General features: G+C 46.3%; 12 protein-coding genes and 1 pseudogene. 8 read left to right on the top strand and 5 right to left on the bottom strand.

The features are described 5' to 3' along the window. Window positions 1-91 precede the first annotated feature (91 nt). Both HYN46_RS04660 and HYN46_RS04655 read left to right on the top strand, forming a co-directional pair. Window positions 92-1,249: a cupin domain-containing protein gene (locus HYN46_RS04660; protein ID WP_114898310.1), complete on the top strand. Its 1,158-nt coding sequence runs from the start codon at window positions 92-94 to the stop codon at window positions 1,247-1,249. Between the two features lie 208 nt (window positions 1,250-1,457). Further along, on the top strand, window positions 1,458-2,321 hold the full coding sequence (locus tag HYN46_RS04655) for a dioxygenase family protein (RefSeq protein ID WP_114898309.1): 864 nt from the start codon (window positions 1,458-1,460) through the stop codon (window positions 2,319-2,321). Window positions 2,322-2,383: 62 nt separating this feature from the next. On the opposite strand, the gene HYN46_RS04650 is transcribed toward HYN46_RS04655, so the two are convergent. Further along, entirely contained in the window at window positions 2,384-3,913 is a 1,530-nt protein-coding gene (locus HYN46_RS04650; protein ID WP_210009373.1) for a flavin-containing monooxygenase, read from the bottom strand. A gap of 372 nt (window positions 3,914-4,285) precedes the next feature. Here HYN46_RS04650 and HYN46_RS04645 point away from each other — a divergent pair, with 372 nt between their 5' ends. Together HYN46_RS04645 and HYN46_RS04640 are read left to right on the top strand one after the other, a co-directional pair. Continuing rightward, on the top strand, window positions 4,286-5,605 hold the full coding sequence (locus HYN46_RS04645) for an acyl-CoA dehydrogenase family protein (protein ID WP_210009367.1): 1,320 nt from the start codon (window positions 4,286-4,288) through the stop codon (window positions 5,603-5,605). A gap of 12 nt (window positions 5,606-5,617) precedes the next feature. Further along, window positions 5,618-6,823 carry an acyl-CoA dehydrogenase family protein gene (locus HYN46_RS04640; RefSeq protein ID WP_114898308.1) on the top strand — a complete coding sequence of 402 codons (1,206 nt, stop codon included), beginning with the start codon at window positions 5,618-5,620 and terminating at the stop codon, window positions 6,821-6,823. Window positions 6,824-6,891: 68 nt separating this feature from the next. On the opposite strand, the gene HYN46_RS04635 is transcribed toward HYN46_RS04640, so the two are convergent. Together HYN46_RS04635 and HYN46_RS04630 are read right to left on the bottom strand one after the other, a co-directional pair. Then, on the bottom strand, window positions 6,892-7,497 hold the full coding sequence (locus HYN46_RS04635) for a peroxiredoxin (RefSeq protein ID WP_114900607.1): 606 nt from the start codon (window positions 7,495-7,497) through the stop codon (window positions 6,892-6,894). Between the two features lie 163 nt (window positions 7,498-7,660). Next, the gene (locus HYN46_RS04630; protein WP_407640770.1) at window positions 7,661-8,923 is read right to left on the bottom strand and encodes an alkane 1-monooxygenase; all 1,263 of its coding nucleotides are present in this window, start codon (window positions 8,921-8,923) and stop codon (window positions 7,661-7,663) included. A gap of 249 nt (window positions 8,924-9,172) precedes the next feature. Between HYN46_RS04630 and HYN46_RS04625 the strand changes: the two genes are divergently transcribed. The 3 genes from HYN46_RS04625 (at window position 9,173) to HYN46_RS04615 (ending at window position 12,019) form a co-directional block, all read left to right on the top strand. Further along, window positions 9,173-10,120 (top strand): AraC family transcriptional regulator, encoded by a 948-nt coding sequence (locus HYN46_RS04625; protein ID WP_114898307.1) that lies wholly within the window; start codon window positions 9,173-9,175, stop codon window positions 10,118-10,120. A 148-nt stretch (window positions 10,121-10,268) separates the two neighbouring features. Next, window positions 10,269-11,321 (top strand): recombinase RecA, encoded by a 1,053-nt coding sequence (gene recA / locus HYN46_RS04620; RefSeq protein WP_114898306.1) that lies wholly within the window; start codon window positions 10,269-10,271, stop codon window positions 11,319-11,321. 116 nt (window positions 11,322-11,437) lie between these two features. Then, window positions 11,438-12,019, top strand: a complete 582-nt coding sequence (locus HYN46_RS04615) for a regulatory protein RecX (RefSeq protein ID WP_114898305.1) — start codon at window positions 11,438-11,440, stop codon at window positions 12,017-12,019. 17 nt (window positions 12,020-12,036) lie between these two features. On the opposite strand, the pseudogene HYN46_RS04610 reads toward HYN46_RS04615, so the two are convergent. Next, a pseudogene (locus HYN46_RS04610) lies at window positions 12,037-12,462 on the bottom strand (helix-turn-helix domain-containing protein); the annotation flags it as partial. Between the two features lie 766 nt (window positions 12,463-13,228). Between HYN46_RS04610 and HYN46_RS04605 the strand changes: the two are divergent. Beyond that, window positions 13,229-14,209 (top strand): lysylphosphatidylglycerol synthase transmembrane domain-containing protein, encoded by a 981-nt coding sequence (locus tag HYN46_RS04605; RefSeq protein WP_114898303.1) that lies wholly within the window; start codon window positions 13,229-13,231, stop codon window positions 14,207-14,209. On the opposite strand, the gene HYN46_RS04600 is transcribed toward HYN46_RS04605, so the two are convergent. Next, window positions 14,206-15,921 (bottom strand): glycosyltransferase family protein, encoded by a 1,716-nt coding sequence (locus HYN46_RS04600; RefSeq protein WP_114898302.1) that lies wholly within the window; start codon window positions 15,919-15,921, stop codon window positions 14,206-14,208. The two genes, HYN46_RS04605 and HYN46_RS04600, sit on opposite strands and share 4 nt — an antisense overlap. Window positions 15,922-15,995: the final 74 nt, after the last annotated feature.

Raw genomic sequence — 15,995 nt, 5'->3', positions numbered from 1 at the left:
AATCCCAAAAAGCATGCCTATCGACACGATGCCTTGGTATATAATGCGTCCATTCGATTTTCCATGACTTTTATAAAGACTCCATCACGACATGACACATATACTTGGCAACATCTCCATCGACACCTTTCTGACTGAATATTGGCAAAAAAAACCATTGCTGATTAAAAATGGGATGCCACAAATCGCAGGCTTGTTGGAGCCCGAAGATATTAAGGAGCTCGCCCTTGAAGAAGAAGTTCAAGCGCGCTTGTTGATGCAAAACCCCAAAAATGCTGAACAATGGCGCGTCAAAAAATCTCCTTTTGTTGCAAACGATCTTAAGAAACTCCCGCCCCTACACACACTACTGGTACAAGCTGTAGATCATTGGTCTCTTGATGTTGCAAATCTATGGCAAGCTTTTGATTTTATTCCTCAGTGGCGCCGTGATGATGTCATGGTGTCCTATGCACCAGCAGGTGGCTCTGTGGGACGTCATTTTGATCAATACGATGTGTTTTTAGTGCAAGGGTATGGCAGCCGTCGCTGGCAACTGGGTCAATGGTGCGATAATCAAACCGCCCTAGTCCCCGACCAACCACTGCGTCTGCTGCCTGAAATGCAAGATGTATTCTTTGATGAAGTGCTTGAAGTGGGTGATGTGCTCTATGTTCCACCAAAATTGGCTCACTATGGCGTCGCAGTCGGCGAATGCTTAACCTACTCCTTCGGTTTCCGCATGCCCAATGCTGCACAGCTTCTTGAGCGGGTTGTAGATCATGTCATTGGTGACTCTGAGCTCCAAGCCCCTCTTCAAGATTACCGTACAAAAGCTTACAGCGCAGGTTTAATCAGTAGTGACGAACTCGAAGCATTACGTTTAAAACTTATTGAGTCTTTGAAAGAAACACTGCAAGACTCAGAGTCATTCACACAAGCAATATTACCTTTGCTAAGCGAATCACGTGATCCTGACAACCTTCCTGAAGGTTTTGGCATCGCAAAGAGTGAGTTAAAACAAGCATTGCAAAGCGGTGCAACCCTGCAACGCGAACCTGCAGGACGTTTGATTTATCTACAGCAAAGCGCCTCTCTTGAATTCTGGTGGAATGGTGAAGAGATTGAGGTTCCAAACGCTCAGCAAGGTATTGCCCAAAAATTTGCTGATGGCTTAGTCCTTGATCAATCCAATGTCACCATTGATGACTATGAGTTCCTCACTGACTGGATCGGTGAAGGACGAATTATTCTCAACGAAATGGAATAAACCTTAAAAAAATCTGCTTCATATCGGTTGATGGTGATAGGCATGCTGATCATCAACCGATACTGCTGATCCCCGCTCAAGCCCCCCCCATCGATTTATTCATCAACGCCATAATGCTTTAAAAATATTCATCGTCTTTACATTTGATTCAACTTTCATCCATGTTTTCCTCCAAAAATGCCATCACCAATAGATGAGGTGGAATTAAATGGATATGAAACATGAGCATGGATTGCAATACGATTTAGAAAATTTGTTCAAACGGAATGCGAGCCGACGTCAGGCGCTGAGAATTATTGCTGGTGTCAGCGTTGCGCCTATGGTTCTGATGGGATGTGGCAATGATGATGGATCAACGACGTTGACTTCGTCTACGACTAGCACAGCCGATACCACAACAACCAGCACAACCAGTTCGTCATCATCCGCATGTTCCGTCATTCCAACGGAAACAGGGGGGCCCTACCCCGGTGATGGCACCAACTCAGTCAATGGTCGTATCGTCAATGCGTTAGTACTTTCGGGCATCGTGCGCAGTGATATTAAACCAAGTCTCACTACCACCAATACCGCCACAGGCATTCCGTTGACCATCACGCTCAAACTTGTGAATAACAATTCAAGTTGTGCATCGCTGGCTGGCTATGTGGTTTATTTATGGCATTGCACATCTGACGGCTTATATTCGCTGTATTCTGCTGGGGTGACTTCCGATAGTTTTCTTCGCGGTGTGCAAGTAGCCGATGCAGATGGCTATGTGACTTTTGAGACAATTTTTCCTGGCTGCTACAGTGGGCGCATGCCGCATATACATTTCGAGATTTATCCCAATCTGGTACAGGCAACCTCAGCAGTCAACGCCATCAAAACCTCTCAGTTTGGTTTTCCAGTTGCCACATTGAATGAGGCCTATACCAATGCAGAATATAGCAAAAGTGTCACCAATCTCGCTCAGATCAGCTATGCGACAGATATGGTCTTCAGTGATGGGGTGAGCAATCAAATTGCGACAGTCACGGGCAGCATCTCTGCAGGCTATGCCTCAACACTGACCGTGGGTCTTGCGATATAGCACTCGGCCCATTCTCAAGGCCGAGTACTAATAAGAGATCTGATCCTAATCAGGGTCGGATCTTAGATATGTGCCAGCAAGCGTTTGACGATATTTTTGCTTTCTGGAGTGCCGCCTTGGCCATCATAGACATCTGGATTGAATTTACGCGTTTTTAAGATGTAGTTAAACGTAAAACTTGGCCAGAGCGTCGTATTCTTACCACTCGCATCGAGATACCAGCTTGCACAACCTGAACTCCAGACTGATCTGCTCATTTGTGCATGAACATCATCGGTGAAGCGATTTTCATCATCTGCTTTGACTTCAAGACTTTGATAACCCTGTTTTTTCATGTAGGTGAGTGCTTGACCGATATAACGGGCTTGCGCTTCAATCATCAAAATAATGGAGTTATGCCCAAGACCTGTGTTGGGTCCAGCCATGAAGTATGCGTTCGGGAAGTTATGGGTGGTAATGCCCAAGTATGCATGCATGCCTTGTGCCCAGTGCTCGCTAATGCTGAGACCATTTTTTCCTTTCATCGCAAACTGTGCAGCATCACCCGTGATATCAAAGCCAGTACAGAAAATAATGACATCGACTTCATGCGCTTGGCCTGCAGACACCACACTGTTTTCAGTGATCGCATCAACCGCGCAGACCAACTTGACTTGCGGCAAGTTAAACGCCTGCAAGTAGCTATTTGACATCAGAATACGTTTACAACCCATCGTATAGTTCGGCGTCAGTGCCGCACGTGTCTGCTTGTTTTTGACAACACGTAAATGCTTATACGCCATCAACTGACCGACTTTCATCACCCGAGGATCGATAACAAAACCGGCTGCAGAAGCTTCCAATGTCCAGTAGATTTGCTTGCGATAGAGCCAACGTGACAGCGGCTTTTGCTCTAACTTATCTAGCGTTTTTTCTTTGTAGGCATAGTCTAGTTTCGGCAATACCCACGCAGGGGTTCGCTGAAATACGGTAAGCTGACCTGCAACTTTTGCAAGCTCAGGCACGACCTGAATGGCACTGGCACCAGTCCCAATAAGTGCAATACGCTTACCTTTCAAATCAACGCTATGATCCCACTCTGCCGAGTGCATTTTGATGCCTTTGAAATCATGCAATCCGGGAAGATTTGGGTAGGTTGGGATATGAATGGCACCCCGTGCGGATACCACAACGCGAGCGCGATAAACCTGCCCAGTCGTTGTCGTGACAGACCAATAACTCCCAGCTTCATGGTATTCACTGCTTTGAACACCCGCATTAAAGCGTGTATCGCGATAGAGGTTATACTTCTTCGCGACATGCTTCTGATAATCAAGGATCTCAGGCTGCATGGCATAAGAGCGCGACCAACGATACGGCTCAAAAGAAAAACAATACATGTGTGAAGGCACATCACAAGCCGCACCGGGATAGACGTTATCACGCCACGTCCCGCCGAACTCATTCCCTTTTTCCAAGATCAGGAAGTCGATACCTGCTTTTTGTAATTCAATAGCCATTGCCATGCCGCTAAATCCAGCACCCACAATGATCACAGAGGCATCCATGCCGACACTTACGTTGCCCAAGGCTTGCCCACTTAAACTACCCATTACCTACTCCCCAACCATTACGCCAAAAGTCTACTCGAACCCACTACAACTAAAGTTATTTAGCCGCATAAATTCGCGCGCGGTATTCTACCCGATATGCAAGGATGATACCGAATACTATTTGCACTCATTTGACGTCTATTCCACGAAAACCGCCTGACTATTTCACTCAATATTTTGTATTCTTTTTAAGCTAAAGTGCCACAGACTTGGAAGTCTGACCCAGTCAAAATCAAGCGCAGCAAGGATTACAGACTTTTTATAACGCGATTGACTTTTCTGACAGAAATTGATTTTAGCGTGACCATAGGGAAGATTGGTCTTTCATGACAGCATCTACCCGTTCTCCCGCCGTCATATGGAATTACACTGATGCATACACAAGATACTTTTATGGGCAAGGCACAAGGTCTCGGCCTGTACATGCTGACCCAATTCGCGTCTAGCGATATCGCTGACCGTTTAAAAATACGCAAGCCCATTGAGGGACTGCTTTATCAAGGCTCAAAAACTGGTTTTCAAATTGCAACTCAAGCGGCACGTATCTTTACGCCGGCAAAATCTTCTGGCAAAGCAACGCGCTTACCAAGCCAAAAACGCAATAACCTGTTTGATCTGACGCTGACCGATGAACAGCAAATGACACGTGACTCCTTGTCCCGTTTTGCTAAAGAAGTGCTCCGTCCAGCGGCTCATGCTGCGGATGAAGCCCATGGCATTTCTGCTGATGTACAAACTCAAGCCAGTGAATTGGGTTTAATGTATTACGCCGTACCAGAAAGCTTAGGTGGTGCAGCCACAGAAGACAGTCTGGTTACTCAAATGCTTGCACTTGAAGACTTAGGTCATGGTGATTTCTCTCTCGCTGCTGCCATTTACGCGCCAGTTAGTGTGGCCAACGTACTGACCCGCTATGGTACGGATGCTCAGCAACGACAATATCTTCCAGCATTTATTGATGAAACTAAACCTGCAATCGCAGCACTGGCCTGTAATGAACCAAGTGTCGTGTTTGACCCTTACAAACTACAAACCACTGCCAGAGCAGAGGGTGACAGCTATGTATTAAACGGTGAGAAATCTCTGGTATTGCTTGCTGCCGACAGTGAGTTATTCATCATCTCTGCACAGCTCGATGGTCAACCTGCTCTCTTCATCGTAGAAAGTGGCCTAACAGGCCTAACGCTTTCTGAAGAGCCTGCCATGGGTCTTAAAGCAGCAAAAACTGCACGTTTACATTTGAAAAATGTACGTACGCCAAAAGCCAACTTGCTGACTGAAGCCAACTATCGCGAGTTTCTGGACTTAGGTGCATTGGCATCCTGTGCAGTCGCTGTCGGTACAGCGCAAGCAGTTCTGGATTATGTAGCGGTCTATGCCAATGAGCGTGAAGCCTTCGGTGAGCCAATCAGCCATCGTCAAAGTGTCGCATTCATGATCGCGGATATGGCAATTGAAGTAGATGCCATGCGTCTGCTGACATGGAGTGCATGCTCTCTTGCAGAAGCGGGCAAACCCTTCCACCGTGAAGCGCACCTTGCGCGTATTCTCTGCAGTGAAAAAGCCATGAAAATTGGGACCGATGGCGTGCAATTGTTGGGTGGTCATGGTTTCACCAAAGAACATCCCGTCGAGCGTTGGTATCGTGATTTGCGCAGCGTCGCAATCACCCAAAACGCCATCAGCCTGTAAGGAGCAAATCAAATGAATCTTGAAGTCCCTAAAAAGTTTTCGATGCTGGTCGAACAAGCCCATCAAGTCGCTGCAAACGTGTTTCGTCCAATTTCACGTAAATACGATAAAGGCGAGCATGACTATCCAAAAGAACTGGATATGCTGGCCTCCCTACTCGATGGCATGAATGAAGGCGGCGAAAATGCTGCCGGTGCAGTCAGTGCAACGGGTAATCCTTCAGGCGGTAGCGATGGCATCGTCAAAAACGGTTCAAACATGTCTACCGCACTAGGCGCAATGGAGCTGTGCTGGGGCGATGCGGGCTTTATGCTTGCCCTACCACGTCAAGGCCTTGGCAATGCTGCGATAGGTGCTGTAGCGAACGAAGAACAACTCAAGCGCTTCCAAGGTATCTGGGCAGCGATGGCAATCACCGAACCGGGTACCGGCTCAGACTCTGCTGCGATCCGTACTACTGCGGTCAAAGATGGCGATGACTACATCCTGAACGGCGAGAAGATTTTCGTCACCAGCGGTCAACGTGCCGATGCGGTTGTGGTCTGGGCAACACTGGACAAGAATGTCGGTCGTGCTGCGATCAAATCCTTTGTTGTTGAGCACGGCACACCGGGTATGGAAATCGCACGCCTTGAGCACAAACTGGGTATTAAGTCTTCAGACACCGCAGCGATCAATTTTATCGATTGCCGTGTGCCTGCTGCGAATCTACTGGGCTCACCAGAAGTCGATGTGCAAAAAGGCTTTGCTGGCGTCATGCAGACTTTTGACAATACACGCCCTCTGGTCGCTGCGATGGCGGTTGGTGTTAGTAAAGCGGCTTTAGATCTAACTCGTGAACTGCTTAAAGATCACTTGTCTAAAGACTATGCGACCCTGCCAATCAATGCATCCTACATTGAAGCAACCCTTGATCGTTTGGAAGCAGACTGGGAAGCTTCTCGCTTACTGACCCTGAAAGCAGCATGGATGGCGGACAACAGACAGCCGAACTCAAAAGAAGCGTCGATTGCCAAAGCTAAAGCTGGTCGCGTCTGTAATGAGATCACGTTGAAATGTGTCGAGCTGTGTGGTTCGGTCGGTTATAGCGAAGTCGAGCTACTGGAAAAATGGAGCCGTGACTCGAAGATTCTGGATATCTTTGAAGGCACACAACAGATCCAGCAATTGATCGTTGCACGTCGCGTACTCGGCAAGTCATCTTCTGAATTGAAATAATGTTGTAGATTAATTGAAAAAGCCCCGTCGAATGACGGGGCTTTTTTGTGATGTCGCGTATACAAAATTTATTTACTAGACAACTTCGCAATATCCTTCAACACCTGCCCAGCATGCGACTCGGTATTCACACTCGCATAGTGATAAACAATCACACCTTGCGGATCAATCAAAAAGGTCTCACGCTTGGAATAAGACAATGGACCAAAGCCGCGTAACACCTTAAATGACTTCGCCAGATCATGCTGAGTATCGGCAAGCAGTGGAAATGGCAGACCCAACTTATCAGCAAAGGCTTTATGCGAGCTCACATCATTTAAGCTCACACCGAGTACCGTAATATTCTGCTTCACGTAAGTCGGATAAAGATCACGGAACTGGCGCGCTTCCTCAGTACAACCCGGAGAGTCATCCAAAGGATAGAAATAGAGCACCAACCACTTGCCTTGATAATCTTTTAGGCTATGCCACTGTTGATTCTGATCTTGCAGGCGGAAATCGGGGGCTTTAGTACCGACCCACTCACCTTTTGCCGTGTCTGTATTACTATTGAGTAAGGTCTTAGGTTGTAAATCTGATGACGTTGTTTCGGCTTGAGCTGCGAGCCCCAATACACCCAGACCAAACCCACACACTAACGGAATCAATTTACGACTAAAAATAAGGTTTAGCATCATGTCCAAACGCTCCTAAACTTTCATCAATATATGAAAGTCGATATTCAAATAATAGGATCTACTATCTCACACTAAAGCACTTGGATGTCGCATCGATACCATCACTCACATAAAAAAAAGCCCCACAACAGTGAGGCTTTCAAACTGGCTTCGTTCTCGTTTAAGCTTCTACAGGCTCTTTACTTGAACTATCTGCAAGAGACTGAACGGATGCAGACTCAACGATGCCATATTTCTTCATCAATGCTTTACGCTTAGCAGGCAGAATGTTGGCCTTGGTTAAATCACCTTTATAATGCTCAGCCACACGTTTATCCATCATCTTGAACCAGATTGATGGGATATACGCCGGCAAGAGCATGGATGCATAGCCTGATGGTAATTGCGGCGCTTTTTCAAAATGACGCAGCGCTTGGAAACTACGTGTAGGATGCGCATGGTGATCAGAGTGACGTTGCAATTGATACAAGAACAAGTTGGTCACAATGTTATTGCTGTTCCAGCTATGCTCAGGCATGGTACGTTCATACTTACCATCGGCTTTCTTCTGACGCATTAAACCATAGTGCTCAACATAGTTGATCACTTCAAGCAGACTGAAACCATAGACCGCCTGAATACCTAAGAATGGAATAACTTTACGCCCAAAGACCGCAATCATCGCGCCATACAGACCCGTGGTCATTGCCCAGCCTTGGATCAATTCATTTTCCAAAGACCAGAACTTTTTACCACGACGTGCCAAACGCGTCTTTTCAATTTCGATCGCAGATTTAAAGCTACCGATCACTGACCGTGGGAAGAACTGCCAGAATGTCTCACCCATTTTTGAGCTTGCTGGATCTTCTGGGGTTGCAACACGCTTGTGATGGCCATAAGGATGCTCGACACGGAAGTGACCGTAAGCCGTTGGTGCAAGTGCTAAATGAGACAACATCTGATGGAATTTGTCGCTCTTATGGCTGAGCTCATGGCCTGTATTAATAGCAACCCCATTTAATGCGCCAATAGATAGCGCAATGCCCAGTTTATCAATTGCAGGTGTATCTTTACGGGTATATAAATAAGCACCCAAGAACAATGCAATATATTGCAGGGGAATGAATGCCTTAACTACATTTGCGTAATAAGGGTCATTTTCTAACTTGGCAACAACCTCTTCAGGCGGATTGTTTTTGTCATCGCCAATAATGCGATCAAACATCGGAATAATTGCATGAATCATGACTGGACCAAACCAAGCTAATCCACGCATTTTTTTCGGTGCTACACGATAAATCAAAAATGCGCCGATACCAATCACAGGAACAGCAGGACTTAACACCCACAGATAACGCTTTGCATCAACCCATTGATTGGAGTTTGCGTTTTGAGTTTCTGTATTATCTGCGTCAAGCAGTTCAATCATCGTTTGAGCGTTCATGGATAGCCTCAACCTGTCTTTATCAAGTGTCAGTAATTATCCTGCACATGAACTGACTAGGCTAGTTGTCAACGTCCGTAAATTTTATGCTATCCCCCATATTTGAGATAAAGCATAGTTATCGTCCAAAAAACATCACCAAAACCCCGAAAACTTTTAAAACACTGAGCGACTACATTATTTTGTGGATATCCTTAGCCACCTAGCGCTATGCTTTATCAATTGTGAATAACGTAATATAGAAGATCAATGGACGCACTTAGTCATATTCTTGAAGATATTCACCTGAGCCAAGCCGAATATTTATACGTCAGTGGTCATGGGGATTGGTTAGTTGATCTCCCGCAGCAATCCGCAGTCATCATCTATGTTGTTACCGCAGGTCAAGCCTGTGTCTATTTCAATGATAAGACGCTAACTCTGGATACAGGGGCTATCTTGCTCATTCCATCAGGCATTGAGCATCAATTGGGTAGCCCTGATCCTAAGCACAATGCAGATCAACCGAAACGCACAGCACTTCAATCGCTACTCTTTTCAGGCAATGACAACTTACTTATTCATGTGGGTGTGGGGCACACTCAAGCTGTGGTCCTAGCCGTACGGTGTCAGATTGATATCGAGATGAGTAAACCCTTACTCTCAGCGCTGCCGAATTATTTTCTATTACATGGCGAAGCGGACAACTCAGCACCGCCATGGTTGCAACTGGGCCTGCAATTTCTGGGTCTAGAGACAGAGCGTACCCGACCGGGTCGTGACACTTTGCTCAATCGACTGGCGAACATGTTTTTTATCGAATGTGTGCGCGACTATGTCGAGCAGCTCCCCGAAGAAACAGAAAGCTGGCTCACCGCACTCCGTGACCCCACCCTCATGGCCGCGCTTGGGGCGATTCATAATCAGCCCTCCCACCCTTGGACAGTCGCGGATCTGGCGAGCATTGCCTGTATGTCGCGTTCTAGTTTTGCTGAGCGGTTTGCCGATGTCATCGGGCAGCCCCCTCTCTCCTATCTGTCCGCACATCGTCTACGTATTGCTGCACGGCACCTCACCCAGAACTATGAAAGCATTGCACGGATTAGCGAACGGGTTGGCTATGCGTCTGAGGCGGCATTTAGCCAAGCGTTTAAACGTCAATACGACATGTCACCAAGCCAGTATCGTAAAGAGAGCAAAACACAAGCTGCAGATTAGAAGCGCTACACTTTTTCCAACCGTCAAAAAGCCCACTAAAATCTTCTGCAAAAAAGTGTCACAAAACGCGATTCACACATGTTTTTTGCGTTCACTATAGTATGATTAGCGACACAAATTTATACCTAACGCTTGATTGAGGCTTTGAATGGACGACAACAAAAGTAAGGCGCTAAATGCCGCCTTAGGTCAGATTGAAAAACAATTTGGTAAAAACACCATCATGCGTTTGGGCGATGGTAATGCGATTGCTGCGGTTGAGGCCGTATCAACTGGTTCATTAGGCTTAGATATCGCGCTCGGTATCGGCGGACTCCCTAAAGGTCGTATCGTTGAGATCTATGGTCCAGAAAGTTCGGGTAAAACCACATTAACTCTGCAAGTGATTGCTGAATGCCAAAAAACAGGTGGTACTGCAGCCTTCATCGACGCAGAACATGCCCTTGATCCAGAATATGCGCGTAAGCTCGGTGTTGACGTTGATAACCTCTTAATCTCTCAACCTGATCATGGCGAACAAGCACTCGAAATCGCGGATATGCTCGTACGCTCTGGTGCTGTCGATATTATCGTCATCGACTCTGTCGCTGCACTAACACCTAAAGCTGAAATTGAAGGTGAAATGGGGGACTCACACATGGGTCTGCAAGCCCGTTTAATGAGCCAAGCACTGCGTAAGATTACTGGTAATGCGAAACGTTCAAACTGTATGGTGATTTTCATCAACCAGATCCGGATGAAAATTGGTGTCATGTTTGGTAGCCCAGAAACCACCACTGGTGGTAATGCACTGAAATTCTACGCCTCTGTCCGTTTGGATATCCGCCGTATTGGTCAGATCAAAGAAGGCGATGAAATCGTTGGTTCTGAGACTAAAGTCAAAGTGGTGAAAAACAAAGTCGCGCCCCCCTTCCGTGAAGCGTTGTTCCAAATCATGTATGGCCAAGGCACGAACCGCTTGGGCGAACTGGTAGACTTAGCCGCCAAAGAAGAAATCGTGCAAAAATCAGGTGCATGGTACGCTTATAATGGCGGCAAGATTGGTCAAGGTAAAAATAACGTAGTACGCTATTTTGAAGAAAACCCAGCTGTGGCTGAGGAAATCGACAAAGAACTACGCAAACGGTTACTGACCAAAGTGAAGCCAGAGCACCTTGAAATTGAAGCGGAGCCTCTGCCTGAAGAGCTGTTGGATGCTTAACTCGTAGCAGAATTAAAGCGACCTTCGGGTCGCTTTTTTGTTCGAACCTACGCATGGTAGGGTAATAAGTATCATCCCATCAATCATGTAGAATAGGCTCAAGGAGGCTTCAAATCATGCCTTACCCCTACCCTAAAAAGCGAACTCACATAGATAAAGAGCAACCGAGTACGGTGCCTGCTATAGATGATGACTTTGAAGCAGTCGAGACGACAACGCTCCCAAAGGCACCTCCGCAAAAATTACCACCGACTGGCGCACGCCTTCGCGGGCTTGCATTTGCCATGCTCGGAAGACGCGAATATTCCGAACAGGAGTTTCGAAACAAACTCTTAGAGCTAGAAGCCAATCCTGAGGAAGTGGCCGAGCTTGTCCAAGAATTCAAAACCTACAATTATCAAAGCGACCAACGCATGGCCCAGATGATCGTACGAGCCAATATCCGCAAAGGGCGCGGCCCTGCACGCGTCAAACAAACGCTGCGTGAACGTCATGTCAATCTAGAGCTTGCGACTGAGGATATGATCGAAACAGATTGGCTGGCTCTTGCTCGAGCACTGCGCATCAAAAAATTTGGCGTAGAGCTCCCAACCGAACCGAAAGAAAAAGCCCGTCAACTGCGTTTTTTGCAATATCGGGGCTTTGATGGGCAGACCTGTAGTAAAGCCGTGATGAATAGTGCATCTGAGGAGGACTGAAATAGATTCCTGAGACATCAACTGTCTAATTGCCCATGATATATTTGTCGATATACCCCAGGTGTAACGCCCGTCCACTTTTTAAATGCACGATGAAAAGTACAGGTATCACTGAATCCAACCTGCTCAGCAATATCAACAATGGTTAGTTGTTGCACACCGAGTAAATCAATCGCCATATCACGTCGTAAATCATCTTTAACCTTTTGATAACTACTGCCCTCATCAGTCAATCGTCTATGTAAGGTTTTTGGTGAGAGATGTAGTTGTTCAGCAACTTCTTTTAAGGTCGGCATTTCCGTAGCGACATAGGCTTTTAACAACTCGCTAATACGTGACGTTAGGGAAGAGATATTTTTGAACTGAGTCAGTAATTGTGCTGGATCAGTCTTAATGACGACACGGCTTACTAAACTGTCGATATCCATATTAAGGTGTTTAGCGCCATGCAATGCCGCATTCGCAAAATGAATTGAAACCGTATCGTGCTCCATAACATACTCTTTCTGTTAAGCAGGCAGCCTTCTGCATCCGTTGCCAACTTCAATTAATATTAAAGGCTTCAAGGCGTTAATCTCGCCCCATGAGCCAGACCTAGCACCACTTCAGTTCATAAATGCATACAAGTCATCGCAATGAAACTTAACTGAAAAGAGGCATGGCGACTGACCATGCATTTATCCATTTTACAAAGCGATATGCCTTTCCATACTTAAGTGATGTACTTCCATGTCATAGATCAAAAAGATCTTCGGGATATTAATTCTACCAACCTAAAATCCGACACATGTAGCATTTAAAAAAATATAACACGTGTCGGATTCCAAAACAAGTGGGCTTAACGCAGATCTATAGGCGGATATTGTTTATTAACATAGGCGTGGGCCGCTCTCAGAAATTTTCAATGTCTCCAAACCTGAGCCAAATAAAAATCGCGAACGGCACGACTGACAATAACGAAGATCCGTTAAAAAACATGCAGAAAAACAGTGACGAGCTATACAAAATAAGAAAAACTAAAAAATAAGTAATTGCTATAAAACAAAATATTATAATTTTAAAAAATTATTTAATCCGCTGAATAGGAATATCTTAAAGCCGCAAAGCAGGTTAAGCTTAAAACGACGCTGTAATTGCTCTTTTCATTTTGATTGTTGCTCCCTGCCTGGATCAACTATCCCACGATGTGATATTCAAAAGGCTAAACCTATGAATGAGTCTTATCTCTCAGGCTGGCGTTATGGGGCGGTCATCATGTCCGTCATGTTGGCGGCCGTAGGCTATCTGGTCTTTTCTTTATGGGGCGGTTGGCAAGCCGTTAGTGCTGCTGTAGGCAAGGTTGGACTGCTGGGCCTCAGCATTGTGTTGCTCCTGTCTTTACTCAACTATGGGCTACGGTTTCTTCGCTGGCAGCACTACCTTCGTATACTCGGTCATCCCGTGCCTTGGCGCGCCAATTTAAGCATTTATTTAGCAGGCTTTGCTCTTACTACAACCCCGGGTAAAGTTGGCGAAGCCCTCCGCAGTATTTTGCTCAAAGCCCGCGGCGTACCCTACCCGACCAGTTTTGCTGCTTTATTTAGTGAGCGCCTATCAGATCTATCTGCCATCGTTTTACTGGCATTGTCTGGCTTGACCCTCCATGCGAGCCCAGTCATCGTCGTGGGTGGCTTACTCATCATCTTATGTACAGTGACCCTCACTCGTAAGGGGTTAATTGAGTGGTTCATGCAGCGCATCCCCGAGCATCGAGGGAAAATATTAGGATTCATTTGGCATGTTCTGGCTGTAATGCTCGAAGCTCGACGTTGTCATCGCTTTGGGACATTAGTTGCGGCTACCCTAATAAGTCTTACCGCATGGGGCGCTGAAGCTGTTGGTTTTTATTGGATACTGACATGGATGGGAATGGATGTTTCGTTGTCCTTTGCCTGCTTTGTCTACGCCCTATCTATACTGGTCGGCGCACTGATTTTTATCCCCGGTGGGCTGGGCGGCGCTGAAGCCACCATGACCCTACTATTGGTCTGGAAAGGAATGCCTCACGCTGATGCCATCGCCGCAACAGTATTAATCCGCTTGTGTACCTTATGGTTCGCAGTTGGCATCGGGAGCATCTTCTTACTCAATGTCAAAAAAGATACTCCATCGGAGCAACTCAACTCCCAAGCCGAAGCAGAATCCTACTAAAACTGAAGGACGCCATTCACACGAGGCAACTCTGCCGAGATGAAGCGCTCCTTCTCATCGCTCCAATTCATAATTTCATACGTTTTTAAGGCATCTTTTTTAAACTGATAAGCCAGTTCAATCGGTGCACCCTCACCAGATACGGACTGCACAGTAATCTCGACATCATCCAGATTTATGGTCTGCCCCACAGTAAAACGATATGGCGGCGTGATTAGCCCATAAAAAGGCTTCTTGCCACGTAGAACTAAACGATCGGCTTCAGGTCGTGCCAACTCAAAATGCTCAGGCCCCGCAATCAATGAACGAACTCTACTAATTGTAGGCGTAGGACGTGTTGGTGCCGTACCGAGCGATAGAGTCTGATCCTTGAGCAGTGGAAAAGTCACATTAAAAGGATAGCTACGGCTTGAAATCAACAATATACGTCGATCAGCCCCACTGCTGTTGGGCAACCCCACGACCTGCGTGTCCATCTTTTGATCCAGCAGGTCGGTTGATTTCGCCATCGCTAAGTAAAACAGTGGACTTAAATACAAATGCAGAATCAACATCACGCCTATAAATATTCGAACCGTTCGCTTCACTGGGACATCTAAACCCACCTCACGATAGTGATGAATATACAGCGCGAGTAAACCCAGTGCGCCGAAACTCACATACAGTAAAGCGCGGCTGACAGGAGTTGAGCCACAAATCGGAATCGCTGCAATCAACATCCCCAAGGCATAAAAACGAGCGACAGGCGAACTACGCAGCAATGGCCAGAAAAACCAGGTTAGGATCGACAGAATCACCACCGCATACGCCAATGCCGGCAACATCATCGTCATACGCTGCGGCAGTGTCTCAAAAACCCAAAAAGCTTCAGCGGGTGGTGGGAAGAATTGACTACTTAAATAAGCAGGCAAGCGATACAAAATTTCTTGTAAAAAAAACGTCGGATGGCGTCCGGGATCAAGATAGAAGCCGGGACCCGCGGTACCATAGCCCGCGACATGCCAATACCCCAGCCACGCTAAACCAATCGCTGCATAAGGCAATAAGTGAACTATCGAGACAAACCACTTGCGCCCAGACAAAAATAACTCGTATGCCAGTAAATAACCACTGATTGCTAGCGCCGATTCACCGCTCGATAAACCGACCAAAAACAACAACGCAGCGGGCACACGCCAAAACAGGTTGTCACGACGATGACACCATAAGCACAGCAAACCACAAACCAGACAAATCAAGGCATTACGGTTACATAGCCATGCAACAGCATTGGCATGAGGCGGGTCAATGGCAAACAGAATGACGGCAAGTCCAGCCGCCCATGCAGGCATGAGAGAACGATAAGTTAAACCGACAATCCAGACCAGCAGCGCATACCACAGCATTGAATGCAGATGCATCAGCAGAAAATTATTGGGCCAAAGTTTATAGTCTAACTGAATCAACCAAGCAGCTAGAGGTCTAAAAAAACTAACCTTATAATCTGCAAAGGTCCACCACGGAAGCACACCAGATTGGATTTGTGCTTCAGTAACAGGGTTCCCGCGACTAAAAAACTCGAATAAATTATCATGACTACCAGTCAGAAGCGTTAGTCGCTGCTGATAATCATCCATCATCAGACCATTACTGAGCATCGGTAAAGATAATAAGAAGGATAGGATGACCGCAAAAAATAGAATATAACGATGCTCAAACAAGGCCGTTTTCATTGAACACTATCCATGAGAAATTAAGTTGCGTTGAAATGTTACGCATTGAAAACAATAAGCAAAAGCCACTAGCC

It is taken from the genome of Aquirhabdus parva (genome assembly GCF_003351745.1).
GTDB classification, from domain to species: Bacteria; Pseudomonadota; Gammaproteobacteria; order Pseudomonadales; family Moraxellaceae; genus Aquirhabdus; species Aquirhabdus parva.
This window is presented reverse-complemented; position numbering and strand designations above follow the sequence as displayed.